The organism is Pseudomonas sp. ChxA (genome assembly GCF_030263855.1).
Classification (GTDB): domain Bacteria; phylum Pseudomonadota; class Gammaproteobacteria; order Pseudomonadales; family Pseudomonadaceae; genus Aquipseudomonas; species Aquipseudomonas fluorescens_CB.
This window is the reverse complement of the sequence record NZ_JARPMK010000001.1, coordinates 5,248,000-5,270,577: the sequence shown is the minus strand read 5'-3', so window position 1 is coordinate 5,270,577 and position 22,578 is coordinate 5,248,000. Positions and strand designations below refer to the sequence as shown.

The 22,578-nt window shown below is 60.3% G+C and carries 23 protein-coding genes; 13 read left to right on the top strand and 10 right to left on the bottom strand.

Annotated elements, in window-relative coordinates:
* The first annotated feature begins 116 nt into the window (after positions 1 to 116).
* Entirely contained in the window at positions 117 to 1,250 is a 1,134-nt protein-coding gene (gene earP / locus P5706_RS23580) for an elongation factor P maturation arginine rhamnosyltransferase EarP (protein ID WP_285682108.1), read from the top strand.
* 49 nt (positions 1,251 to 1,299) lie between these two features.
* Entirely contained in the window at positions 1,300 to 1,872 is a 573-nt protein-coding gene (locus tag P5706_RS23575) for an elongation factor P (RefSeq protein ID WP_053255151.1), read from the top strand.
* A 67-nt stretch (positions 1,873 to 1,939) separates the two neighbouring features.
* Here P5706_RS23575 and P5706_RS23570 read toward each other — a convergent pair whose 3' ends face one another.
* The 3 genes from P5706_RS23570 to P5706_RS23560 form a co-directional block, all read right to left on the bottom strand.
* Positions 1,940 to 2,359, bottom strand: coding sequence for an organic hydroperoxide resistance protein (locus tag P5706_RS23570; protein ID WP_056857183.1), 420 nt, complete (start codon positions 2,357 to 2,359; stop codon positions 1,940 to 1,942).
* A gap of 247 nt (positions 2,360 to 2,606) precedes the next feature.
* Positions 2,607 to 3,059, bottom strand: coding sequence for a MarR family winged helix-turn-helix transcriptional regulator (locus P5706_RS23565; protein ID WP_285682106.1), 453 nt, complete (start codon positions 3,057 to 3,059; stop codon positions 2,607 to 2,609).
* Positions 3,060 to 3,137: 78 nt separating this feature from the next.
* The gene (locus tag P5706_RS23560) at positions 3,138 to 4,088 is read right to left on the bottom strand and encodes a LysR family transcriptional regulator (RefSeq protein WP_285682104.1); all 951 of its coding nucleotides are present in this window, start codon (positions 4,086 to 4,088) and stop codon (positions 3,138 to 3,140) included.
* 107 nt (positions 4,089 to 4,195) lie between these two features.
* Here P5706_RS23560 and P5706_RS23555 point away from each other — a divergent pair, with 107 nt between their 5' ends.
* The gene (locus P5706_RS23555; RefSeq protein WP_200432773.1) at positions 4,196 to 4,945 is read left to right on the top strand and encodes a sulfite exporter TauE/SafE family protein; all 750 of its coding nucleotides are present in this window, start codon (positions 4,196 to 4,198) and stop codon (positions 4,943 to 4,945) included.
* Here the strand turns inward: P5706_RS23555 and P5706_RS23550 are convergent.
* Entirely contained in the window at positions 4,935 to 5,816 is an 882-nt protein-coding gene (locus tag P5706_RS23550) for a LysR family transcriptional regulator (RefSeq protein ID WP_285682102.1), read from the bottom strand. The two genes, P5706_RS23555 and P5706_RS23550, sit on opposite strands and share 11 nt — an antisense overlap.
* Positions 5,817 to 5,886: 70 nt before the next feature.
* Here P5706_RS23550 and P5706_RS23545 point away from each other — a divergent pair, with 70 nt between their 5' ends.
* Positions 5,887 to 6,093 carry a DUF1127 domain-containing protein gene (locus P5706_RS23545; protein WP_244657834.1) on the top strand — a complete coding sequence of 69 codons (207 nt, stop codon included), beginning with the start codon at positions 5,887 to 5,889 and terminating at the stop codon, positions 6,091 to 6,093.
* Between the two features lie 45 nt (positions 6,094 to 6,138).
* Positions 6,139 to 7,368 (top strand): winged helix-turn-helix domain-containing protein, encoded by a 1,230-nt coding sequence (locus P5706_RS23540; RefSeq protein WP_285682099.1) that lies wholly within the window; start codon positions 6,139 to 6,141, stop codon positions 7,366 to 7,368.
* A gap of 129 nt (positions 7,369 to 7,497) precedes the next feature.
* Here the strand turns inward: P5706_RS23540 and P5706_RS23535 are convergent, their stop codons facing one another.
* Positions 7,498 to 8,844, bottom strand: a complete 1,347-nt coding sequence (locus P5706_RS23535) for a class II 3-deoxy-7-phosphoheptulonate synthase (RefSeq protein ID WP_200432769.1) — start codon at positions 8,842 to 8,844, stop codon at positions 7,498 to 7,500.
* Positions 8,845 to 8,968: 124 nt separating this feature from the next.
* Between P5706_RS23535 and P5706_RS23530 the strand changes: the two genes are divergently transcribed.
* The gene (locus P5706_RS23530) at positions 8,969 to 9,724 is read left to right on the top strand and encodes a spermidine synthase (RefSeq protein ID WP_285682096.1); all 756 of its coding nucleotides are present in this window, start codon (positions 8,969 to 8,971) and stop codon (positions 9,722 to 9,724) included.
* Between the two features lie 120 nt (positions 9,725 to 9,844).
* On the opposite strand, the gene P5706_RS23525 is transcribed toward P5706_RS23530, so the two are convergent.
* Positions 9,845 to 10,636, bottom strand: a complete 792-nt coding sequence (locus P5706_RS23525) for a crotonase/enoyl-CoA hydratase family protein (RefSeq protein ID WP_200432767.1) — start codon at positions 10,634 to 10,636, stop codon at positions 9,845 to 9,847.
* A 424-nt stretch (positions 10,637 to 11,060) separates the two neighbouring features.
* On the opposite strand from P5706_RS23525, the gene P5706_RS23520 reads away from it, so the two are divergent.
* Complete coding sequence (locus P5706_RS23520) at positions 11,061 to 12,734, top strand: DEAD/DEAH box helicase (RefSeq protein ID WP_053255160.1); 1,674 nt, start codon at positions 11,061 to 11,063, stop codon at positions 12,732 to 12,734.
* A gap of 196 nt (positions 12,735 to 12,930) precedes the next feature.
* On the opposite strand, the gene P5706_RS23515 is transcribed toward P5706_RS23520, so the two are convergent.
* Positions 12,931 to 13,698 (bottom strand): DODA-type extradiol aromatic ring-opening family dioxygenase, encoded by a 768-nt coding sequence (locus tag P5706_RS23515; RefSeq protein WP_285682093.1) that lies wholly within the window; start codon positions 13,696 to 13,698, stop codon positions 12,931 to 12,933.
* A gap of 103 nt (positions 13,699 to 13,801) precedes the next feature.
* On the opposite strand from P5706_RS23515, the gene P5706_RS23510 reads away from it, so the two are divergent.
* Positions 13,802 to 14,458, top strand: coding sequence for a thiopurine S-methyltransferase (locus tag P5706_RS23510; protein ID WP_285682091.1), 657 nt, complete (start codon positions 13,802 to 13,804; stop codon positions 14,456 to 14,458).
* Between the two features lie 134 nt (positions 14,459 to 14,592).
* Here the strand turns inward: P5706_RS23510 and htpX are convergent, their stop codons facing one another.
* Together htpX and P5706_RS23500 are read right to left on the bottom strand one after the other, a co-directional pair.
* Complete coding sequence (htpX, locus tag P5706_RS23505) at positions 14,593 to 15,480, bottom strand: protease HtpX (RefSeq protein WP_200432764.1); 888 nt, start codon at positions 15,478 to 15,480, stop codon at positions 14,593 to 14,595.
* A 305-nt stretch (positions 15,481 to 15,785) separates the two neighbouring features.
* Positions 15,786 to 16,997, bottom strand: a complete 1,212-nt coding sequence (locus tag P5706_RS23500) for a pyridoxal phosphate-dependent aminotransferase (RefSeq protein ID WP_017136168.1) — start codon at positions 16,995 to 16,997, stop codon at positions 15,786 to 15,788.
* Between the two features lie 202 nt (positions 16,998 to 17,199).
* Here P5706_RS23500 and msrB point away from each other — a divergent pair, with 202 nt between their 5' ends.
* From msrB to P5706_RS23485, 3 genes are all read left to right on the top strand, one after another.
* Complete coding sequence (gene msrB, locus P5706_RS23495; protein ID WP_200432762.1) at positions 17,200 to 17,592, top strand: peptide-methionine (R)-S-oxide reductase MsrB; 393 nt, start codon at positions 17,200 to 17,202, stop codon at positions 17,590 to 17,592.
* 205 nt (positions 17,593 to 17,797) lie between these two features.
* Positions 17,798 to 18,283, top strand: coding sequence for a glutathione peroxidase (locus P5706_RS23490; RefSeq protein ID WP_065912391.1), 486 nt, complete (start codon positions 17,798 to 17,800; stop codon positions 18,281 to 18,283).
* The gene (locus P5706_RS23485) at positions 18,280 to 18,771 is read left to right on the top strand and encodes a MarR family winged helix-turn-helix transcriptional regulator (RefSeq protein WP_200432761.1); all 492 of its coding nucleotides are present in this window, start codon (positions 18,280 to 18,282) and stop codon (positions 18,769 to 18,771) included. Before P5706_RS23490 ends, P5706_RS23485 begins: the two co-directional genes overlap by 4 nt.
* Here the strand turns inward: P5706_RS23485 and P5706_RS23480 are convergent.
* Entirely contained in the window at positions 18,725 to 21,034 is a 2,310-nt protein-coding gene (locus tag P5706_RS23480) for a hybrid sensor histidine kinase/response regulator (protein WP_285682086.1), read from the bottom strand. The genes P5706_RS23485 and P5706_RS23480 overlap by 47 nt on opposite strands.
* A 163-nt stretch (positions 21,035 to 21,197) precedes the next feature.
* Between P5706_RS23480 and P5706_RS23475 the strand changes: the two genes are divergently transcribed.
* Complete coding sequence (locus P5706_RS23475; RefSeq protein ID WP_138816083.1) at positions 21,198 to 22,088, top strand: ATP-binding protein; 891 nt, start codon at positions 21,198 to 21,200, stop codon at positions 22,086 to 22,088.
* Positions 22,085 to 22,567, top strand: coding sequence for a free L-methionine (R)-S-oxide reductase MsrC (gene msrC / locus P5706_RS23470; protein ID WP_285682083.1), 483 nt, complete (start codon positions 22,085 to 22,087; stop codon positions 22,565 to 22,567). Before P5706_RS23475 ends, msrC begins: the two co-directional genes overlap by 4 nt.
* Positions 22,568 to 22,578: the final 11 nt, after the last annotated feature.

Below are 22,578 nucleotides of genomic sequence, written 5' to 3'. Positions count from 1 at the left end.
GCATTAGCGGCAGAGCGGCGATTGTCGCACAGCCACTGTGCAGAATAATCGTGATCAAGCCTTCTGCATCGGCGCATTTATGCGGACAATCGAGCCTTTGAATGTTGGAGCCCGGAATGAAAGCCCGCTGGGATATTTTTTGCAGCGTCGTCGACAACTACGGCGACATCGGCGTGACCTGGCGCCTGGCCCGGCAATTGGTGGTGGAGCATGGCTGCGAAGTGCGCTTGTGGGTCGATGACCTGCGCGCCTTTGAGCGCATGTGCCCCGCGATCGATGTGCAGTTGGATCAGCAATGGCAAGAGGGCGTTGAAGTGCGCTACTGGCCGGCACACTGGTCGCCAACACCGTCAGCCGACGTGGTGATCGCCGCCTTTGCCTGCCAGTTGCCGCCCGACTATATGGAAGCCATGGCCGCGTGCGAACGCACGCCCCTGTGGATGAACCTCGATTACCTCAGCGCCGAAGACTGGGTGGTGGGCTGCCACCGCCTGCCGTCGGTGAAGTTCAAGGGCGTGCAAAAGTACTTCTTCTTTCCGGGGTTTCGTCCGGGCACGGGCGGGCTGTTACGCGAAGGCGGGTTATTAAAGCAGCGTCAGGCATTCCAGCAAGACGGCGCAGCGCAACACCAATTCCTGCAGTCGATGGGCATCGTTCCGGTAGCGGGTGCGCGGCTGATGTCGCTGTTTGCCTATGAAAATGCCGGGCTCGCCAGCTGGCTGGACGTGTTGGCGACGGATGGGCATGCCACTCATCTGCTGGTGCCCGAAGGCCGCATTCTCGGCGACGTGCAGCGCTGGCTCGGGGTCGAGGCGCTGGCGGTGGGCGATGTGCATCAGCGTGAGACGCTGACCGTGCAGGTGCTGCCGTTCGTGCGCCAGGAACAATATGACCGCCTGCTGTGGTGCTGCGACTTCAACGCCGTGCGCGGCGAAGACTCGTTCGTGCGTGCCCAATGGGCCGGGCGGCCGTTACTGTGGCACATCTACCGCCAGGACGAAGACATCCATCTGGACAAGCTCGATGCTTTCCTGACGCTCTACACCGCCGCCTTATCGCCCGCCGCCAAGGTCGCTGTCGTGACCCTGTGGCAAGCCTGGAACGCTGATGGCGATATGACACAAGCGTGGAAAATGCTCATGGAACACTGGCCGGAGGTGCACCAGCACGCGCAAACGTGGTGTCTGGAACAAGGCTTGCAGGCCGATCTTGCTACGGCGCTGGTACAGTTTTATGAAAGTTGGATATGATACGCCACCTTGATTTTTGTAAATCCCATCCAAATTTCGGATATACGCAATGAAAACTGGTAAAGAGCTGAAACCCGGTACCGTCATCAAGCTCGAAAACGACCCTTGGTTGGTTCAGAAAGCTGAGTTCACCAAGTCTGGTCGTAACAGCGCAATCATGAAGACCAAGCTGAAGAACCTGCTGACCGGCTACAAGACCGAGATCGTCTACAGCGCCGATGACAAACTGGAAGACGTGATCCTCGACCGCAAAGAAGCGACCCTGTCCTTCATCAGCGGCGACACCTACACGTTCATGGACACCACCGACTACACCATGTACGAGCTGAACGCTGAAGATATCGAAGCCGTTCTGCCGTTCATCGAAGAAGGTATGGAAGACGTCTGCGAAGCGATCTTCTTCGAAGACCGTCTGGTTTCCGTAGAGCTGCCAACCACCATCGTGCGTAAAGTTGCCTACACCGAAGGTTCCGCTCGCGGCGACACTTCGGGCAAGGTGATGAAGCCTGCCAAACTGGCTAACGGTACCGAGCTGCAAGTTGCTGATTTCATCGAAATCGACGACATGATCGAGATTGACACCCGTGAAGGTGGTTCGTACAAAGGTCGCGCCAAGAAGTAATTCTGGCCCAACCGTACGACAAAAAAAGCCCGACCTAGCGTCGGGCTTTTTTGTGCGCGTGTGTAAATCAGACCGTTACATGCAGGCGTACATCGACGTTGCCACGGGTGGCGTTGGAGTACGGGCACACCTGATGCGCGGCGTCGACCAGGCTTTGCGCCTCGTCTTGTGCCAGGCCAGGCAGGCTGATGTGCAGATCGATATCCAGGCCGAAACCGCCGGGGATTTGGCCGATGCCGACGTGGGCGGTGATCGAGGCGTCATCCGGGATTTTGCGTTTTGTCTGGCTGGCAACGAATTTCAGCGCGCCGATAAAGCAGGCCGAATAGCCGGCGGCAAACAGTTGCTCCGGGTTGGTGGCCTGGCCGCCAGCGCCGCCGAGTTCTTTAGGGGTGGAGAGTTTGACGTCGAGGATGTTGTCGCTGGAAACAGCACGACCATCACGGCCGCCGGTGGCGGTGGCTACTGCGGTATAGAGCGTTTGCATGGTATTTTCCTCTTGGTTTTTAGCGCTAAATGTTTGCGCGCTAAGTAGTTGGTGAGGCGAATATATAGCGCTAATATTTAGTGCGCAAGATAAATATAAAAAATATTTGATGGGTTCAAAAAAACAAATGTGGGAGCGGGCTTGCTCGCGATAGCGGTGTGTCAGTCGCCAGATGTGCTAACTGATCCACCGCTATCGCGGGCAAGCCCGCTCCCACATGTAAATTTTTAGTGCTTGGAAATTTGCGTCAGACCGCGTTCTGCAAATTGCTACGCAACGCAACCAGATCCGCCTGCAGCTTGCGCAACTGCTCAAGCTGCAAGCCGCTCGCCCCAAGGATGCATTGCGGAATCCCCATTGCCTTTACCTGCAAGGCACGCCCCGCTTCAGTCAGTTCCACCACCACCACCCGCTCATCTTCGCGCTTACGGGTGCGGCTGAGCAGGCCTTCGGCCTCCAGGCGTTTGAGCAATGGCGTGAGGGAGCCCGGGTCGGTGAGCAAGCGGTGGCTGATTTCGCCGACGGTCAAGCCATCCTCTTCCCACAGCACCATCATGGCCAAGTACTGCGGGTAGGTCAGGCCGAGGGCTTGCAACAGGGGCTTGTAGACCTTGGTCATAAGCAGCGACGTGGAGTGCAGGGCGAAACACAGCTGGTTGTCCAGCATCAGGTTTTCGCACGGGTCGGGATTTTTGCTCATGGTGCTGCCTTAAAAAGCGTGTATGCCCAGAATCTAGCGGGCAAATCTTTAATGCGCCAGATAATTCTGGCGCACCGGTCAGACCAAGCCGCTCTGCAGCGCCAGATCCCACGGCGGCACGGGGCTGAAACGCGATTTGAGGTATTCCAGCAACAAGCGGCTGCGGGCATTCGGTTGCTGTTCCAGGCGCAACGCGTAGATACCGGCGGTTTCCGGGCTGGGCAAACCGTTTTCGCAAAACAGTGGCACCAGTTCGCCGCGCACCAGGTATTCGCTGGCCAGCCACGTGGGCAGGTGGGCAATGCCCAGCCCGGCGAGGGCGCCGGACAGCAGGGCTTCGGCATTGTTGGCGCTCATGCGGATCCGGCGCGGCCGGTACAGGGTGCGGCGCCCATCCAGCTCGAAGCGCCAGGCGAACATCGGCGCCAGGCCGTCCCAGTCCAGGCCATCATGCTCGCTCAGCTCACGTGGATGGCGCGGCGTGCCACGGTTTTTGAGGTAGGCCGGGCTGGCGCAGGCGATGCGCACAATGCTCGCCAGGGGCGTGGCCACCAGGCGCGTGTCAACGATATGCCCGGCGCGCAGCACCAGATCGACTTTGCCCAAGTGCGCGCCCTGCATATCGACAAAGCTGTCGATCAAGTGCAGGTGCACGTCCAGCCCTGGGTACACGTTCAAAAAGTCGGCAATTACCGGCGCCAAATGCCGTCGACCAAAGGCGGCGGGGGCGTCCACCCGGATCAGACCTTCCGGCGCATGGCTCAAGGACACAGCCTCGGCGCGGGCCAGTTGCAACTCGCTGACGATCCGCCGCGCCCGCTCGGCGAAGGCCAGGCCCGCTGGGGTGGGCACCACCGCGTGGGTGCTGCGCTGGAACAGGCGGCTGCCCACCGAGCTTTCCAGGCTGTCGATGCGGCGCGCCACCGCCGAGGGTGTCAGCGGATGGCGGCGTGCGGCGGCGGAAAAACTGCCGGTCTCCAATACGTCCAGAAACAGGCTCAGTTGATCAGTCAGGGCATTGGGGTTCATGGGTGTACGCTTATGCGAGATTGGCATAGCCATTGTGCGTTGCTGTGCGTTTCCACGCTAGAGCCGACTGCGTAGCATGCAAGGCTTGGGTTTGTGGAGTGGTGAGCGTGGTGGATTTGGCAATGTATCTGGTATTGGGCGCAGCGCTCGGTACGGTCGGCGGCTTGTTTGGCATTGGTGGCGGGCTTATCGCAATCCCGGTGCTGGGGGTGCTGTTTGGCCTGGATCAACAGATTGCCCAAGGCACGGCCTTGGTGATGGTCGTGCCCAACGTGATGCTGGCCTTGTGGCGCTATCACCAACGTAACCGGATTGAATTGCGTCACGCGTTGCCTCTGGGGGTCATGGGCTTCAGCTTTGCCTGGCTCGGTTCGATCTGGGCGGTGGGCCTGGACGCCGGGGCCATGCGCATCGGCTTTATCGCGTTCTTGCTGGCGCTGGCGGCGTACAACCTGCTGCGCCTGTTTACCCGCAACGCACCGCCGACTGCGCAAATGCGTTATTCCTGGCCGTGGCTTGGCGTGCTGGGTGCCGCGTCCGGTTCCATGGGTGGTTTGTTCGGCGTGGGCGGTGCAGTGGTTGCCACGCCGGTACTGACCAGCGTGTTCGGCACTACCCAGGTGGTTGCGCAAGGCTTGTCGCTGGCCCTGGCATTGCCCAGCACCAGCGTGACGCTGGTCACCTACGCCTGGCACCATGAGGTGGATTGGATGATCGGCGTGCCACTGGCGGTGGGCGGCCTGCTCAGCATCAGTTGGGGCGTGAAAGTCGCCCACGCGCTGCCGGAGCGTATGTTGCGCGGGCTGTTCTGCGGCTTCCTGGCCGTGTGTGCGGTGATGTTGACCTTTAAAGTCTGAAGCCTTCGACGATGTATTGCGCCAGGCATTCGGTGATCGGCGAGCTCATTGCCGGGTTGCGCAACAAGTGCAGGTTCATCGAGGGCAGTGGCGGGAAACCTTCGTCACTGCTCAGAATCCGCAAGTCGTCGGTCACCAGGCTTTCCATGCACACCATCACTGCCAGGCCCGCGTTAACTACCGCCTGGATCGCCGCCACATTCGAGCTGTGGTAGGCCATGCGATAGTCACGCCCGGCCGCATTCAGCGCAGCGCGGGTCCACTGGTAGTAAAGGCAGTCAGTACCGGAACCTGCCAAGGGCAGTGCCTCGTGCTCGTCCACGCAGAAGCACGGCGCGGCCGCCCATACCATGCGCTCGGTACGCAACAACTCGCCGATTTCCTTGCCGGGTTCACGACTGATGACGGTCAGCGCCAAGTCTCTGCGCTGCATCAGTACCGACGACGACTCGCAGTGCATCTCGATCTGGATCAGCGGGTAGGCCTTGGAAAACTGTTTGAGAATGCCCGGCAGGAAGCGCATCACGTAGTCATCCGGCGTGCCGATGCGCACTAATCCGACCATATGCGGCTCGCGCAGGGTGTTGAACACCTCGCTGTGCAGTTTCAGGATGCGCCGTGCATAACCCAGTAATACTTGGCCTTCGGGCGTGAGCCTTACTTGGCGGCCATCGCGCTCGAACAGCTTGCGCTGCAGCACGTCTTCTTCCAGGCGCTTCATCTGCATGCTCACCGCCGATTGCGTGCGGTTGACCAACTCGCCCGCACGGGTAAAACCGCCCTGGTCGGCGATGGCGACGAAGGTGCGCAGCACTTCGGTGTCGATGCTGGGGTAGCCGGGCAATTGATCAATCTCCGAGATGTATTGCATAAAAAACATTCGTTGGATTGATCATAAGGCCCGGCACACACTTGCGCCATCCCTACTGGAGGGCGAGAAGATGAAAAGTCAGAAAGGTTTTGTGTTGTTGGGCAAGCGCCCGTTTTCCGGGCTGTTGCGCACGGTTTCCCGTTGGCAGGCGCTGCATGAAGAGCGTCATACCCTGGCAAGCTTGAGCGATGAGGCGCTTAAGGATATCGGGCTCAACCGCGGCGATGTCGAGCAGGAGCGTCACCTGCATTTCTGGCAAGATCCGCTGCGAAAATAACCCAGGATGCAGTAGGGTGGTCGGTGAGCCCACACGGAGAGAACCATGCCCGCCGACCTGTCGTTTTCCCTCAAGCAAGCGCGTCGCATGGCACTGGCGGCCCAGGGTTTTTCCGGGCGCCAGGCGCCAGCACTGATCAAGGCTGCGCACCTCAACCGTGTGATTGAGCGGTTGGGCGTATTACAGATCGATTCGGTCAACGCCGTGGTGCGTTCGCATTACCTGCCGCTGTTTTCGCGCTTGGGCCATTACTCCCCGTTGATCCTTGAACACGCTGCCTGGAGCCAGGGGCGGCGGCGTTCGTTGTTTGAGTATTGGGGCCATGAGGCCTCTTTGCTGCCCATGGCGTTGTACCCGTTGATGCGCTGGCGCATGGAGCGAGCGAAGTTGGGGCAGGGCATCTATTCGCAGATGGCGCGCTTTGGGCGTGAGCAGCAAGCCACCATCCAGCGCGTGTTGCACACTGTCGAGCAGCAAGGCGCATTGGGCGCGGGCAGTTTGTCGACCCGCGAGGAGCGTGCCGGCCCCTGGTGGGATTGGAGTGATGAAAAACACGCGCTGGAATGGCTGTTCGCCGCCGGCTTGGTCACCGTCGCGGGGCGGCGCGGGTTTGAGCGGCTTTATGATTTGCCGGAACGGGTCATTCCCGCCGACATTCTTCAAGCGTCTGTGAGCGAAGCCGAGGCTCAGCGCGGCTTGCTGCTGCACAGCGCAACCGCATTGGGTGTCGCCACCGAAAAAGACCTGCGCGACTATTTTCGCCTGGACCCCGCCGACAGCCGCGGCCGTCTGGCCGAGTTGGTCGAAGATGGGCAGTTGCAGGTGTGCCAGGTACAAGGCTGGAAACAGCCAGCGTACTGCCTGCCCGAACCCAAAGTGCCGCGCAAAGTGCCGGCAAGCGCTTTGCTGTCGCCGTTCGATTCATTGATCTGGGAGCGCAGCCGCACCGAGCGTCTGTTTGATTTTCGTTACCGGCTGGAGATCTACACGCCGCAAGACAAACGCGTGTACGGCTACTACGTGCTGCCGTTTTTGCACAACGAGCGGATCGCCGCCCGGGTTGACCTGCGCGCCGAACGCGCGAATGGGCGCCTGGCGGTGCACGCGGTACATGAAGAAGAACCGGGGCTGGATGAGGAAGGGATGCAGGCGTTGGCCCTGAATCTGCGGCAGATGGCGGACTGGCTTGGGTTGGAGCAGGTGCAGCTCAACTGCCAGCGGCCGAGTGCGGCGCGGCTGCGGGTGGCGATGCTCAGCTTGGGTGTTGGACTTTAGGACGCCATCGCGGGCAAGCCCGCTCCCACATAAAAATTGCATTCCCCTGTTGGAATGCATTCCCCTGTGGGAGCGGCGGTGCGACGATTCGACTTGCCCGCGATGGCGTCGGCCCAGGCAACCCAAACCTCAGCGTTTGACTTGCTTTAAGGTTTCGGCAATCAGAAACGCCAATTCCAGCGACTGGTCGGCATTCATCCGTGGGTCGCAATGGGTGTGATAACGGTCAGACAAGCCATCTTCAGTAATCGGCCGCGCGCCGCCGATGCATTCGGTGACGTTCTGCCCGGTCATCTCGATATGGATCCCGCCGGCATAGCTGCCCTCGGCCTGGTGCACCTGGAAGAACTCCTTCACCTCGCCAAGAATCTGCGCAAAGTCGCGGGTCTTGTAGCCGCTGCTGGCCTTGATCGTGTTGCCATGCATCGGGTCCGAACTCCACAGCACCTGCTTGCCCTCGCGCTGTACCGCACGAATCAGGTTGGGCAGGTGGTCGCCGACCTTGCCGGCGCCCATGCGCGCAATCAGGTTGAGGCGGCCTGGGTCGTTGTCCGGGTTGAGGATGTCGATCAGGCGAATCAGGTCCTCAGGCTTCATGCTCGGGCCGACCTTGACCCCGATCGGGTTGTTGACCCCGCGCAGGAACTCGACGTGGGCGCCGTCCAGCTGACGGGTGCGGTCACCGATCCAGAGCATATGGGCCGAGCAGTCGTAGTAGTCGTTGGTCAGGCTGTCGCGGCGCACAAAGGCCTGTTCGTAGTTCAGCAGCAGCGCTTCGTGGGCGGTGAAGAAGCTGGTTTCGCGCAATTGCGGCGAGCTGTCCATGCCGCAGGCGCGCATGAACGCCAGGGTTTCGTCGATGCGGTCGGCCAGTTGGCTGTATTTTTCGGCCAGCGCGGAGTTGGCGATAAAGTCCAGGTTCCACTTATGCACCTGATGCAGGTCGGCAAACCCGCCCTGGGCAAACGCACGCAGCAAATTCAGGGTGGCAGTGGACTGGTGGTAGGACTGCAGCAAGCGGTCCGGGTCCGGCACACGGCTTTTTTCGTCGAAGCCGATGCCGTTGACGATGTCGCCACGGTAGGCGGGCAGGGTGACGCCGTCGATGGTTTCATCGTTGGCCGAACGCGGCTTGGCGAACTGGCCGGCCATGCGTCCGACCTTGACCACCGGGCAACCGGCGGCGAAGGTCATCACAATCGCCATCTGCAGCAGCACCTTGAAGGTGTCGCGGATTTTTGCCGCAGAAAACTCGGCAAAGCTCTCGGCGCAGTCGCCACCCTGCAACAGGAAGGCGCGGCCCTGGGTCACTTCGGCAAACTGACGGCGCAGCTCGCGGGCTTCCCCGGCAAACACCAGTGGCGGGTAGCTGGCCAGGTTCTGCTCCACTTGCAGCAAGTGCGCAGCGTCCGGGTACTGGGGTTGTTGCTGGATCGGCAGGGCGCGCCAGCTGTCGGGGCTCCAGGGTTGGCTCATCATGAACTCGATAGGTTGATTGACGGTCGGGCGCCAATGTTAGCAGCAATTAGTGCGTGACCTGTTGCCGCCGCTTGGCCGACAATCGCGCCTTTGCCGTGCGGTAAACCCTTTAGGAGTAGTGATGAGCGAGGAGCGTGTCGAGCACCTGCTGGCCGAAGTCCATGATGATTTCGGCATGATCCGTGTGCTCGAAGTGGCCGATTACCGTTTTCTCGAGTTTGGCGATGCCATCGAGCAAAGCTGCGTGTTTACCGCCGACCCGAGCTGGCTCGAGTACGACTACACCCGCGCGATGTTGATTGGCGCGTTGTGCCATGAGCAACCGGAGAGCGCGCTGTTCCTCGGCCTGGGCGCCGGCACGCTGACCCAGGCGTGCCTCAAGTTCCTGCCGCTGGAAGACGTCGAGGCCATTGAGCTGCGCCCGGATGTGCCGCGCCTGGCCATCGAGTACCTGGGGCTGGATGACGACCCGCGCTTGTACATCCGCATTGGTGACGCGCTGCAATTGCTCGATACCGCCGAGTCGGCCGACTTGATTTTCGTCGACCTGTACACCGATGTTGGCCCAGGCGTCGGGCACCTGGCCTGGACTTTCCTGGAAAACTGCCAGAAAAAACTCAACCCCGGCGGCTGGCTGGTGATCAACCAGTGGGCGACCGATGACGGTAAACCATTGGGCGCGGCGTTGTTGCGCGGGTTGTATCACCGGCATTACTGGGAACTGCCGGTGAAGGAGGGCAATGTGATTTTGCTGGTGCCTTCGGAGCTGGATCAGGAACTGGATATGGCCGCTTTGTCGGACCGCGCCGAGGCGTTGGCGCCGCGGTTGGGGTATTCGTTGCAGGCGTTGATCAAGGCGATTCGGCCGGCGACCTAGTTGCCTGTTCTGACGCCATCGCGGGCAAGCCCGGCTCCCACAGTTGAATAGCATTTTCCGGTTGAAATGCATTCCACCTGTGGGAGCGGGCTTGCCCGTGATTAGGCCAGCACAGCCCACTCAAATGCCCTTGAACACCCCCGGCCGCTTCTCAACCATGGCCCGCACACCTTCTTTGGCATCTTCACTGTTCAACAATTTCTCCACCACCCCCTGCAACCCGGCCGCCGCCACGGTTTCACCCTCCATGCGCGCCTGGCGCGCCGACATCAACGTCGCCTGCACGCCCAGCGGCGCCTGGCGGGCAATGCGGTTGGCCAACTCGACGGCGCGGGGCAGCAGGTCTTCACTGGCCATCACTTCCTGCACCAGCCCCAGACGCAGCGCCTCATGGGCGTCGAATTCATCGCCGGTCAGCAGCCAGCGCATCGCGTTGCCCCAGCCGGCAATCTGATGAAAGCGCAGGGTCGCGCCGCCAAACGGGAAGATCCCGCGCTGTACTTCCATCTGCGCAAAGCGCGTATTGCTGGCGCAGAGGTTGATATCCGCTGCCAGCATCAACTCGATGCCGATGGTCAGGCAGTAACCCTGGGCTGCGACGATCACCGGTTTATTGACGCGAGGGCCGGCAAACACGCCCCACGGATCGCAGCCGCCCAAGGGTGGTTGCCAGCCTCCCGACATCACGCCACTGACATTGGCCAGATCAAGCCCTGCGGTAAAGTGCTCGCCGTGGGCGAATACCACGGCCACGCGAGCGTCGTCGTTTCGATCAAATTCGCCATAGGCCAGGCTCAGCTCATTGAGCAGGTCCAGGTCAAAGGCATTGCGCTTGGCCACTCGATCCAGCCCCAACAGCAGGACATGACCCTGTAATTCACGGCTGACGCGACTGCTGCTGGCTTGATTCATCGGGTGTGGCCTCGGGGGCTTGGGTAGGGTTTTAGACCAATGGGTCTTGATGCACAGGTGAACCGTTTAAGTGTTGTGACCAACAGGGCCGGGCCTTTGAAAAATAGACCTTGGCGCGGGTATGCGCAAAGACTGTGACGCAGCGCGGTATATCGGCACTTTCGGATAAAAAAAGCTCCCTTTTTCAGCTATTTCCGGTATAGTGCGCGCCGGCCTTTAACCGGGCCGCGTTTAGGTAGCGCAATTCCCCGAAGTCAGCTTCGGCTGCACGTCCGCACAGCGGACTCTCCCTTGACGAATCTTTTTCATTCATTCGTTTTCGCAAATCCCCGCCGACAAAGCAGCCAGGGCGACTCTTGAGTCTCAACACGGCATGCGCAGCTTTGGAGCATGGGTCTTTGCGGATGCACTTAGAGGCAGACCCATGACCCAGGAAACCGGCGGCTTCGCCGCTTTTAATCTTAACCCGAACATTCTTGCTGCCGTCATTGCGACCGGCTACGAAGAACCTTCGGCTATTCAGCAGCAATCGATTCCGATCATCATGGCCGGCCAAGACATGATTGGCCAGGCGCAAACCGGTACCGGTAAAACCGCCGCGTTCGCCCTGCCTATCCTGCACTGCATCGATCCTGCCAAGCGCGAGCCGCAAGCCCTGATCCTGGCGCCAACCCGTGAGTTGGCGCTGCAAGTAGCAACCGCTTTTGAAACCTACGCCAAGCAAATGCCAGGCGTAACCGTTGTGGCCGTTTACGGCGGCGCGCCTATGGGCCCACAACTGAAAGCAATCCGTAACGGCGCACAGATCGTTGTCGCCACTCCGGGCCGTCTGTGCGACCACCTGCGTCGTGACGAGAAAGTCCTGTCGACCGTGAACCACCTGGTTCTGGACGAAGCTGACGAAATGTTGAAGCTGGGCTTCATGGATGACCTGGAAGTCATCTTTAAAGCGCTGCCACCGACCCGTCAGACCGTACTGTTCTCGGCCACCCTGCCACAGTCGATCCGTGCCATTGCCGAACGCCACCTGCGCGATCCGCAACACGTGAAGATCCAGACCAAGACTCAGACCGTTACCGCGATCGAACAGGCTCACCTGTTGGTTCACGCTGACCAGAAGACCTCGGCTGTATTGAGCCTGCTGGAAGTCGAAGACTTCGACGCCCTGATCATGTTCGTGCGCACCAAGCAAGCGACCCTGGACCTGGCCAGCGCCCTGGAAGCCAAAGGCTACAAAGCCGCTGCGCTGAACGGTGACATTGCCCAGAACCAACGTGAGCGCGTGATCGACTCCCTCAAGGATGGCCGTCTGGACATCGTTGTGGCGACCGACGTTGCCGCCCGTGGCCTCGACGTTCCACGTATCACCCACGTGTTCAACGTTGACATGCCTTACGATCCAGAGTCCTACGTTCACCGTATCGGCCGTACCGGCCGTGCCGGTCGCGAAGGCCGTGCACTGCTGCTGGTGACTCCACGTGAGCGCCGCATGCTGCAAGTGATCGAGCGTGTAACCGGTCAGAAAGTTGCCGAAGTCCGCCTGCCGGATGCCCAGGCCGTTCTCGATGCTCGCATCAAGAAACTGACCAACAGCTTGTCGCCGCTGGTGGCTGACGCTGAATCGACCCACGGCGAGCTGCTGGACCGCCTGACTGCCGATATCGGTTGCACCCCACGTGCCCTGGCTGCAGCCCTGCTGCGCAAAGCTACCAATGGTCAGGCCCTGACCCTGGCAGCAATCGAGAAAGAACGCCCACTGGTACCGAACAACGCGCCACGCGGTGATCGTCCAGAGCGTACTGGCGACCGTCCAGACCGTGGTGATCGTGAGCGTCGCGCTCCGGTTCCATTGGCTGAAGGTCGTGCTCGTTGCCGTACCGCGCTGGGCGCGCGTGATGGTATCGCCGCCAAGAACCTGCTGGGCGCTATCCTCAACGAGGGTGGCCTGGCACGTGAAGCCATCGGTCGCATCCAGGTGCGTGACAGCTTCTCCCTGGTGGAGCTGCCGGAAGACGGCCTGGAAAAACTGCTGGCCAAGCTGAAAGACACTCGCGTTGCCGGTAAGCAGCTGAAACTGCGTCGCTACCGCGAAGATTGATCCGCCCTTGGGCTGATTGATCGCAGATAAAAAATCCCCGACTGGTTCGGGGATTTTTTTGCCTGGCATTTCTTTCGGATCAGCACCCGATCAAATGTGGGAGCTGGCTTGCCTGCGATAGCGGTGTATCAGTGGCAAATAGGCTAACTGAACCACCGCTATCGCAGGCAAGCCAGCTCCCACCTTTAGATCTCTGTTAGCCGAAACGATAGATGTCCATGCCCAGCGCGCCCAAGGTGAACCCCTGATGCGCCACGTTGAAATCACCGCCGGCCCCCCGTGCAAAGTACAACGGCAACAAATGCTCATCGCTCGGATGGCTGCGCACGGCATGCGGCGCCTGGCGGCGGTAGTCATGCAGGGCCGTCTCATCGTTGGCGGCAAGTTTATCCACCACCCAATCACGAAAATCCCGTGCCCAGGGCTCGATGCTCTCTGGCCCGGCGCGCCAGTTCAACTCACCCAGGTTATGGGTGATGCTGCCGGAGCCGATTAACAGCACACCTTGTTCGCGCAGGCTGGCCAGGGCCTGTCCGACTCGGGTTTGCAGCGCCGGGCCCATGCGGCTGGGCAAGGAGACCTGCACCACCGGGATATCTGCCGCCGGGTACATCAGTGACAGCGGCACCCAAGTGCCGTGGTCAAAGGGACGGCGTTCATCAGTTCGTGCATCCAGCCCATCGGCTTGCAGCAGTTCGACGATCTGCGCGGCCAGCTGCGGGTTGCCCGGCGCCGGGTATTGCACGGCAAACAGCTCGGCAGGGAAACCGCCGAAGTCGTGCCAGGTCTCTGGGGCGGCGCTGCCCGTGACGAGTAATTCGTGGCTTTCCCAATGCGCCGATACCACCACAATCGCTGTTGGCCGTGGCAGTTCAGCCGCCAGACGCCGCAACGCCGGGCCACTGGCGCCGGGTTGCAGGGCAAGCATGGGCGAGCCGTGGGAGATAAACAGGCTGGGGAGCATAAGTCGGGTCCTGAGGGTTAACATGGGCCCATCTTCAATCAGATCATTGATCTAAATCTAATATAAGTTTTAGCGCCTTTTGATCGAATTTTCAGAGTGATTTATGGAGCCTAAGTTTTGGCAAGAGCGCTGGGCGCGCAATCAGATTGGCTTTCACCTGCCTGACGTCAACCCTTACCTGCAGCGGCATTGGCCGAAACTGGCATTGCCGGATGCTGCGAAAGTGCTGGTGCCGTTGTGTGGCAAGAGCCTGGATTTGATCTGGCTTGAAAGCCTTGGGTATCGCGTAATGGGCGTCGAACTGTCGGAGCAGGCGGTTCAAGCCTTCTTCAATGAGCAATCGTTGACGCCGCATATCCGCCAGCAGGGTGCGTTCAAGGTGTATGTGTGCGGCTTGATCGAGGTGTGGTGCGGCGACTTCTTCGCCATCGACGCCGATGCGGTGAGCGATTGCACTGCACTCTATGACCGCGCGGCGTTGATCGCTTTGCCGCCACTGATGCGGGCGCAATACGCTGAGCATCTCAATACGCTTCTGCGTCCAGGTTGCAAGGGGCTGCTGATCACCCTGGACTATGATCAGACGCAGAAGGCTGGACCGCCGTTTGCGGTGACTGACGAAGAAGTCAGGGTATTGCTGGGCTTGCGTTGGAGCCTGACTGTACTTGAAGAGCAAGACATCCTGGGCGAGAGCTGGAAGTTTGTGCAGGACGGCGTTACGCGGCTGGAGGAGCGTGTGTATCAACTGACTCTGCGTTGACTATTGCATCGCCATCGCGGGCAAGCCCGGCTCCCAGAGTGAATGCGTTCCAATGTGGGAGCCGGGCTTGCCCGCGATGGCGTTATCAGCACCCACAAAAAAGGGGCGATCAAATCGCCCCTTTCTGTGTCACATCAGCCCCGACGACGCAGCGCGTCGATGCGCTCCTCCAGCGGCGGGTGGCTCATGAAGAAGCGTGCAAAGCCTTGCTTGATGCCACCGTTGATGCCAAACGCGGTCAGGCTGTCCGGCATGTGAACCGGCAGGCCCTGTTCGGAGCGCAGGTGTTGCAGCGCTGCGATCATCGCCCCGGTGCCGGCCAGGCGGGCGCCGGCTTCGTCTGCGCGGAATTCACGTTTGCGCGAGAACCACATGGTGATCGCGCTGGCCAGGAAGCCCAGCACCACTTCAGCGAAGATGGTCGCCACGAAGTAAGCGATGCCGCGGCCACCTTCGTTCTTGAAGATCACCTTGTCGACAAAGTTGCCGATGATCCGTGCAAAGAACATCACGAAGGTGTTCACCACGCCTTGTACCAGCGCCAGGGTGACCATGTCGCCATTGGCCACGTGGCCGATCTCGTGGGCCAGCACGGCCTTCACTTCGTCGTAGGAGAAGCGTTCGAGCATGCCCTGGCTCACCGCGACGAGTGCGTCGTTCTTGTTCCAGCCGGTGGCAAACGCGTTGGCCTCGTAGGCTGGGAAGATCCCGACCTCCGGCATCTTGATGCCGGCCTCGCGAGACAGTTGCTCAACGGTTTGCAGCAACCATTGCTCATGGCGGGTGCGTGGCTGGGTGATGACCTGGGTGCTGGTGCTCATCTTCGCCATCCATTTGGAGATGAACAGCGAAAACAGCGAGCCGGCAAAACCAAAGACCGCACAGAAAACCAACAGCTGATTGAGGTTCAGATCAACCCCGTTGGCCGCCATGAACCCGTTAAAGCCGAAAAGGCTCAGGGTGATGCTGGCAATCAGCACGACCGCCAGGTTAGTGGCCAAGAACAGCAGGATGCGCATCATGGTTGTAGAATTCTCCTCATGCTTAATATGTCGCGTACTGCGGGGTATATAAGGTGCGGCCTGGGGTGATTCAACCGAGCGACTATTTCAAACTGTGTCCTACAGCATCAATGTAGAGCCCTGAAGGGAATTTCTGACCTGAAAAGGCACTCATGATCACCGCACTCATGCCTTCGCGCCCTGTAGTTTCAAGGGGCTGACCGGTCCGTGGTGTGCAGCGGCAAGCGAGGAGGGGAGGCAGGCTAGAGAAGTGTTGCCAGATACTCGCTGTACGACCGGAGGGCGGTCGTACAGCGACTTTTACATTACTGGCGATAGGACTTGAGGAAGTTGCCGATGCGACCAATGGCCATGTCCAGGTCATCCACGCGCGGCAAGGTCACCACGCGGAAGTGATCCGGCCACGGCCAGTTGAACGCCGTTCCCTGCACCACCAGCAGCTTTTCCGACAGCAGCAGGTCGAGCACGAATTTCTCGTCGTTGAGGATCGGGCAGACTTTCGGGTCGATGCGCGGGAAGGCATACAGCGCGCCCATGGGTTTCACGCAGCTGACGCCCGGGATTGCGTTGAGCAGTTCCCAGGTGCGGTTGCGTTGTTCCAATAGACGGCCCTGGGGCAGGACCAGGTCATTGATGCTCTGGTAGCCGCCGAGTGCGGTCTGGATCGCATGTTGGCTCGGCACGTTGGCGCACAGGCGCATATTGGCCAGCATGTCGATGCCTTCGATGTAGCTCTGGGCATTGTGCTTGGGGCCGGAGATGGCGATCCAGCCGGAGCGGAAACCCGCCACCCGGTAGGACTTGGACAGGCCATTGAAGGTCAGGCACAGCAGGTCCGGCGCCAGGGAGCCGGTGCAGATGTGCACGGCGTCGTCGTAGAGGATCTTGTCGTAGATCTCGTCGGAGAACACCACCAGGTTGTGCTGGCGCGCCAGTTCGAGCATGCCCAGCAGCACTTCCTTGGAATAGACGGCGCCGGTGGGGTTGTTCGGGTTGATGATCACCAGGGCCTTGGTGTTAGGGGTGATCTTGGCCTTGATGTCGGCCAGGTCCGGGAACCAGTCGGCGCCCTCATCGCACAGGTAGTGCACCGGATGGCCGCCGGCCAGGGTCACGGCAGCGGTCCACAGCGGGTAGTCGGGTGCGGGCACCAGCACTTCGTCGCCGTTGTTGAGCAAGGCCTGCATGGACATCACGATCAGCTCGGACACGCCATTGCCCAGGTAGATGTCTTCGATGCCGACACCTTCGACCTGCTTTTGCTGGTAGTACTGCATCACCGCCTTGCGCGCGCTGAACAGACCCTTGGAGTCGCTGTAGCCCTGGGCAGTCGGCAGGTTGCGAATCACGTCCTGGAGAATTTCGTCCGGCGCTTCGAAACCAAAAGGCGCCGGGTTGCCAATGTTCAGCTTGAGGATGCGATGGCCTTCCTCTTCCAGGCGTTTGGCGTGCTTGAGCACTGGGCCGCGAATGTCGTAGCAGACGTTGGCGAGCTTGTTCGATTTGCTGACCTGCATGGCGATGTGATCCTGAAAATGAACGATCCAGACGGCGTGGACACTACCGTACTGCGAATCCTGCGAGGCCTGCACCCATAAATACGTTTGAATGCCGTTAGCGCGGGTGCCAGACTGGCGTTTTGAAGAGGCGCAATCATACGTGCCGCCTGATCCATGGAAAAGACACAGATCAGGGTTTTTCAGTTGCCGAGGTGTACCGATGGATAAGTTGCAGAAAACCGTTGAAGAATGGAAGGCGATGCTCGATCCGGAGCAGTACAACGTGTGCCGTCTCAAAGGCACCGAGCGACCTTTCAGCGGCAAATACAATGCCACCAAGACCGATGGCGTGTACCACTGCATTTGCTGCAATGAGCCGCTGTTCGATTCCACCACCAAGTTTGATTCCGGCTGCGGTTGGCCGAGTTTCTACGCGCCGATTGCCGACAGCGCGATGATCGAGATCCGTGACGTCAGCCACGGCATGATCCGTACCGAAGTCACCTGTGCCAAGTGCGACGCGCACCTGGGGCATGTGTTCCCGGACGGCCCACCACCGACCGGCCTGCGTTACTGCATCAACTCGGTGTGCCTGGACCTCGTTCCTCGCTGACTGATCGTTCCCACGCTCCGCGTGGGAAGCCTCCTGTGACGCTCCGCGTCACGACGTTAGAAGCGAACGCAGAGCGTTCTGGGCTGCATTCCCACGCGGAGCGTGGGAACGATCTATGTGCAGGCATCACTGCGGTCAATTAAATTGCGCACAATTGAATTGCCTACTATCTTTGCAGTTCTTTCCCCGTATTCGAGGCGCCGCCATGAGCGACAACCTGCTGAGCATCCCGTGCACCACCATCAAGGGTGAGCAAAAGACCTTGGCCGATTTTGCCGGCAAGGCCATTTTGGTGGTCAACACCGCCAGCAAATGTGGCTTCACCCCGCAGTACAAGGGCCTGGAGCAGGTGTGGCAGCAGTACAAGGACCAAGGTCTGGTGGTGCTGGGCTTTCCCTGCAATCAGTTCGGCAAACAGGAGCCCGGCAACGAAGGGGCGATTTCCGAGTTCTGCGAGCTGAACTTCGGTGTCAGCTTCCCGCTGTTCAAGAAGATCGACGTGAACGGCAGCGACGCCCACCCCCTGTTCGTGCAACTGAAAAAACAAGCGCCGGGGCTGCTGGGCTCCCAACGCATCAAGTGGAACTTCACCAAGTTCCTGATCGGCCGTGATGGCAAGTTGGTCAAGCGTTTTGCCCCGACCACCAAGCCCGAAGCCCTGACCCAAGAGATCGAAGCCCTGCTCAAATGACCGACGTGCCCCGTGTGTCCCTGGCCCTGGACGACCAGCTGTGTTTCAAACTCTATGCCGCGTCCCGCGCAGTGACGCGAGCTTACAAGCCGATGCTCGATCAGTTGGGCCTGACCTACCCGCAATATCTGGCGATGCTAGTGTTGTGGGAGTGGCACGCCGCCGCCCCGGCGCAACCCACGGTTAAAGCCCTGGGCGAGCGCCTGATGCTCGACTCTGGCACGCTGACGCCGTTGCTTAAGCGCCTGGAACAGCTGGCGTTGGTCAAGCGTCAGCGCAGCACGTTGGACGAGCGTGAGATGCACCTGAGTTTGAGCAAGGCGGGTTTGCAGCTAAGAGACCAGGCCCATGCGTTGAAAACCCGGCTGTTATGCGACAGCGGCGTCGACCTCAATCAGGCCGACGTCTTGCGCGATGGTCTGGACCAATTGCTGGCGCAGATCAAAGGCTTGTCGAGTTCGGCACCCACAGGTCCAGCAGGGCCTTGAGCTCTTCGCGGCGAAACGGTTTGGCCAGGTAATCATCCATTCCCGCCGCCCGGCAGCGCTCGCGTTCTTCCGCCAGGGCGTTGGCGGTCAAGGCGACGATAGGCAGTTCCGGCCAGCGCCCGCTGCGGCGAATCTGCCGGCTGGCCTCGTAGCCGTCCATTACCGGCATATTGCAGTCCATCAGCACCATGTCGAAGCGCTGCTCCTCCAGCAACTTGAGCGCCTCGCCGCCGTGGGCAGCCACAATCACTGCGCAGCCGAGCTTGCTGAGCATGCCCTTGGCGACCAATTGATTGACCGGGTTGTCCTCCACCAAAAGAATGCGCGCGCGATGGGCGAGGGGCACGGCGTCCATCTGGACAGGGTCGAGGATCAGTTGCGCTTCGCTGCGCAGGTTGCGTTGCAGAATCTGGTACAGCGCATTGCGACTCAGCGGGCGTGCCTGTTGCTGCAGCGGCATCAGGGCCGCGACTTCTTCGCTGGGCATGAAGTTGCCATAGGCGGTCACCAGCAAGATCGGCGCGCTGATGCCTGGGCGCAGGCGGAACAGGCACTCCGGGCAATCGGTGATCAGCAAGTCAGGGTTCAGCCCGGTCAGGTCGTCATCCTGGGAGTAACAGCGCAGCGCCAGCCCCCAAGCCGGCAGCAAGGTGCCGAGCAATTCCGCCAGGCCGCTGCCGGTATTGGTGATGGCGATGACTTCGCCCAGCAGTGGCGCTTGTCGTGCGGTCGGCAAATGTGTGGGCAGCGGCAGGTCGGCGCAGAACTGGCTGCCAAAGCCGACTTCCGAGCTGATGCTCAGGCGGCCCTTCATCGCTTCACACAGGTTATGCGTCAACGCCAACCCAAGTCCGGTGCCGCCGAACTGGCGTGTGATACCTGCGCCTGCCTGGGTAAACGGCTGGAATATCTTCACCTGCGCTTCCTGGGCAATGCCGATGCCGGTGTCACAGACTTCGATTTTTACCCGGCCACCCTGGGCGCTGAGGCGCACATCCACGCGGCCAAAGCGGGTGAACTTCAAGGCATTCGACAGCAGGTTGCTGACGATCTGCCGCACCCGTGTCGGGTCGCCAATCACCTGCGCAGGAAACAGCGGGTCGATCAGGCAGGTCAACTCCACACTCGGCGCGGCGTTCTGCGACAGCAGGTTGGCGGTGTCTTCCACCAATGAGCCGAGGTCGAACGGGATGCGTTCCAGCTCCAACTGGCCAGCGTCGAACTTCGACAGGTCGAGGATATCGTTAAGCAGTTCCACCAGCACCTTGCCCGAATCGTGGGCGATCGACAGTTGCTGGCGCTGTTCGGCGTTCAGCGGGCTGTCCAGCGACAGTGCGATCATGCCCAGCAAGCCATTGAGCGGCGTGCGGATCTCATGGCTCATATTGGCCAGGAACGCGGCGCGCGCCTGGGCCATGGCCAGCGCGGTCAATTTGGCGGCTTCGAGTTCATCGTTGGATTGGCTCAAGCGCTGGTTGCTGGCCTTGAGCTCCAGGGTGCGTGCCGAGACAATATCTTCCAGTTGACCCAGGTACTCGGTGAGGCGGTCCTCGGCATGCTGGCGTTGCTGGATTTCGGTCTGCATGTTTTCGAATTGCTGGTTGGCGACGTTCACCAGCACGCCGATTTCATCGTTTTCGTGACCCGGCGGGCAATCCAGGCGGGCCTGCTTGCTGGTGCTGAGAGCACGGATAATGCGCACCAGCGGTTGCGTCAGCATCACGTAAAACAGCCCCAACAGAATGCCGGTCAGCAGCAGGCTGCGGGCGAACCCGTTGAGCAAGGTGATCTCGGCGCGGTGCAGGAAACGGCTGCCAAAGGCGTAGGTATCGACGTCCAGGCGCAGCACACCGAGGGAATCCTCGGGCATGTGGCTCAGGAACAGTCGGTCTTCGAACAGGCGGTTGGCGCCAAACAGGAAGTCACTGATGGGTCGGTAGGCGCTCTCTTTGCGCGGCCGGTTCACGTCGGCCAGTACCACGCCATTGTTATCGACCAGTTGCGCATGGGTGATGGCCGGCGAGTGCAACAGACCCAGGGTCAGTTCCTGGGCGAGCTCGGCATCGATGTTGTAGGCGATACGTGAGGCAGGGTTATGGCTGATTTCGATCAGTGAGCGTATTTCACGGTTGATCGAGGCGTCTTCGCTGGCATAATCAATGCCGATCTGGATCAGGCTGAGCAAGGTTCCCAAGACGAAACCGACCAGCACAGTCAATCGAGCTTGTTTATAAGACAAGCGGTGGGTGAACTTGATATCCATCGGGTGTTGAACCACTTCACGTTTCCCTTCGCCCGGCAAGCATAGCTGAACATCCACAGGCTTTGGCTTGGCCGGCATGAATCGTTTTATACGCAGCCTCGTGGGGTCTGCCACAGGGTTGCCAATACGCCATCTTTTGCAAGAACTTGCCAGAGGAATAATCGTGGATTCTCGATTGAATGCCTTTCTTGAGCGGGCCGACGCGGTTTTGGCTCGCCTGGAGCCGCTGTTACCGGCACCCCGTCAAGCCATCGACTGGAATAATTGCCTCGCCGCCCGTTGGCAGCGCGAAGGCCGCAGCGGCTTTTTGCTGCCGTTGGAAGTGAGCCTGGACATGCGCCTGTCCGACCTTATCGGCGTAGACAAGCAACGTGAGCAACTGGCTCGCAACACTCAGCAGTTTCTCGATGGCCTGCCCGCCAACCATGCGTTGCTGTGGGGCTCGCGCGGCACCGGCAAATCCTCCATGGTGCGCGCCTTGCTGGCCCAGCATGCCAAAGCCGGTTTGCGCCTGATTGAAATCGAGCGTGATCACTTGGCTGACCTGCCGCGCGTGGTCGAGCAACTGCTCAAGCTGCCGCAGCGGTTTATCCTGTTCTGTGATGACCTGTCTTTCGAAGCGGGTGAGGGCGATTATCGCGTACTCAAGAGCGTACTGGATGGCTCCCTTGAGCAAGCGCCGGAAAACGTGTTGCTGTATGCCACCTCCAACCGTCGTCACCTGGTGCCGGAAAACCAGAGTGACAATGACAATTGGAAACGCGTGGACGGTGAGTTGCACCCCAGCGAGGCAGTGGAAGACAAAATCGCCTTGTCCGACCGTTTTGGCTTGTGGTTGTCGTTCTACCCGTTCAGCCAGGAACACTTCCTGGATGTGGTTGAACACTGGATCGGCGAACTGGCCAGCAAGGCCGGCTTGCAGTGGCAGCGTGATGAAGCCCTCGACATCCTGGCCGTGCGCTGGGCCACCGGGCGTGGCAACCGCAACGGCCGTTGCGCGTATCAATTTGCCCGTTACTGGGTGGGTCTCAAGTTGTTGGAGCGTCAACCATGATCGATTTGCAGCAGGCCGGCACTGGCCTCGATGGCTATGCCATGCTCTGCGCGCAGCTGGAATCACTGCTCGCCGATGAGCGTGAATTTATCGCCAACAGTGCGCAGTTCTCGGCGTTCCTGTTCAACCAGTTGGACGACTTGAACTGGGCGGGCTTCTACCTCAATCGCAATGAAGAACTGGTGCTTGGCCCGTTCCAGGGCCAGATCGCTTGCGTGCGTATCCCCTTCGGGCGTGGCGTCTGCGGCGCGGCGGCGGCATCGCGGCAAACCCAGCGGGTGGAAGATGTGCATGCGTTCCCGGGCCATATTGCGTGTGACAGCGCTTCCAACAGCGAACTGGTAGTGCCCTTGGTCAAGGATGGCCTGCTGGTGGGTGTGCTCGATCTGGACAGCCCGTCGCTGGCCCGTTTCAGCGAGCAGGACCAGGCGGGCATCGAGCAGTTGGCGGCGATTTTCCTGCGGTTGACCGACTGCTGACCTTGCAGGAG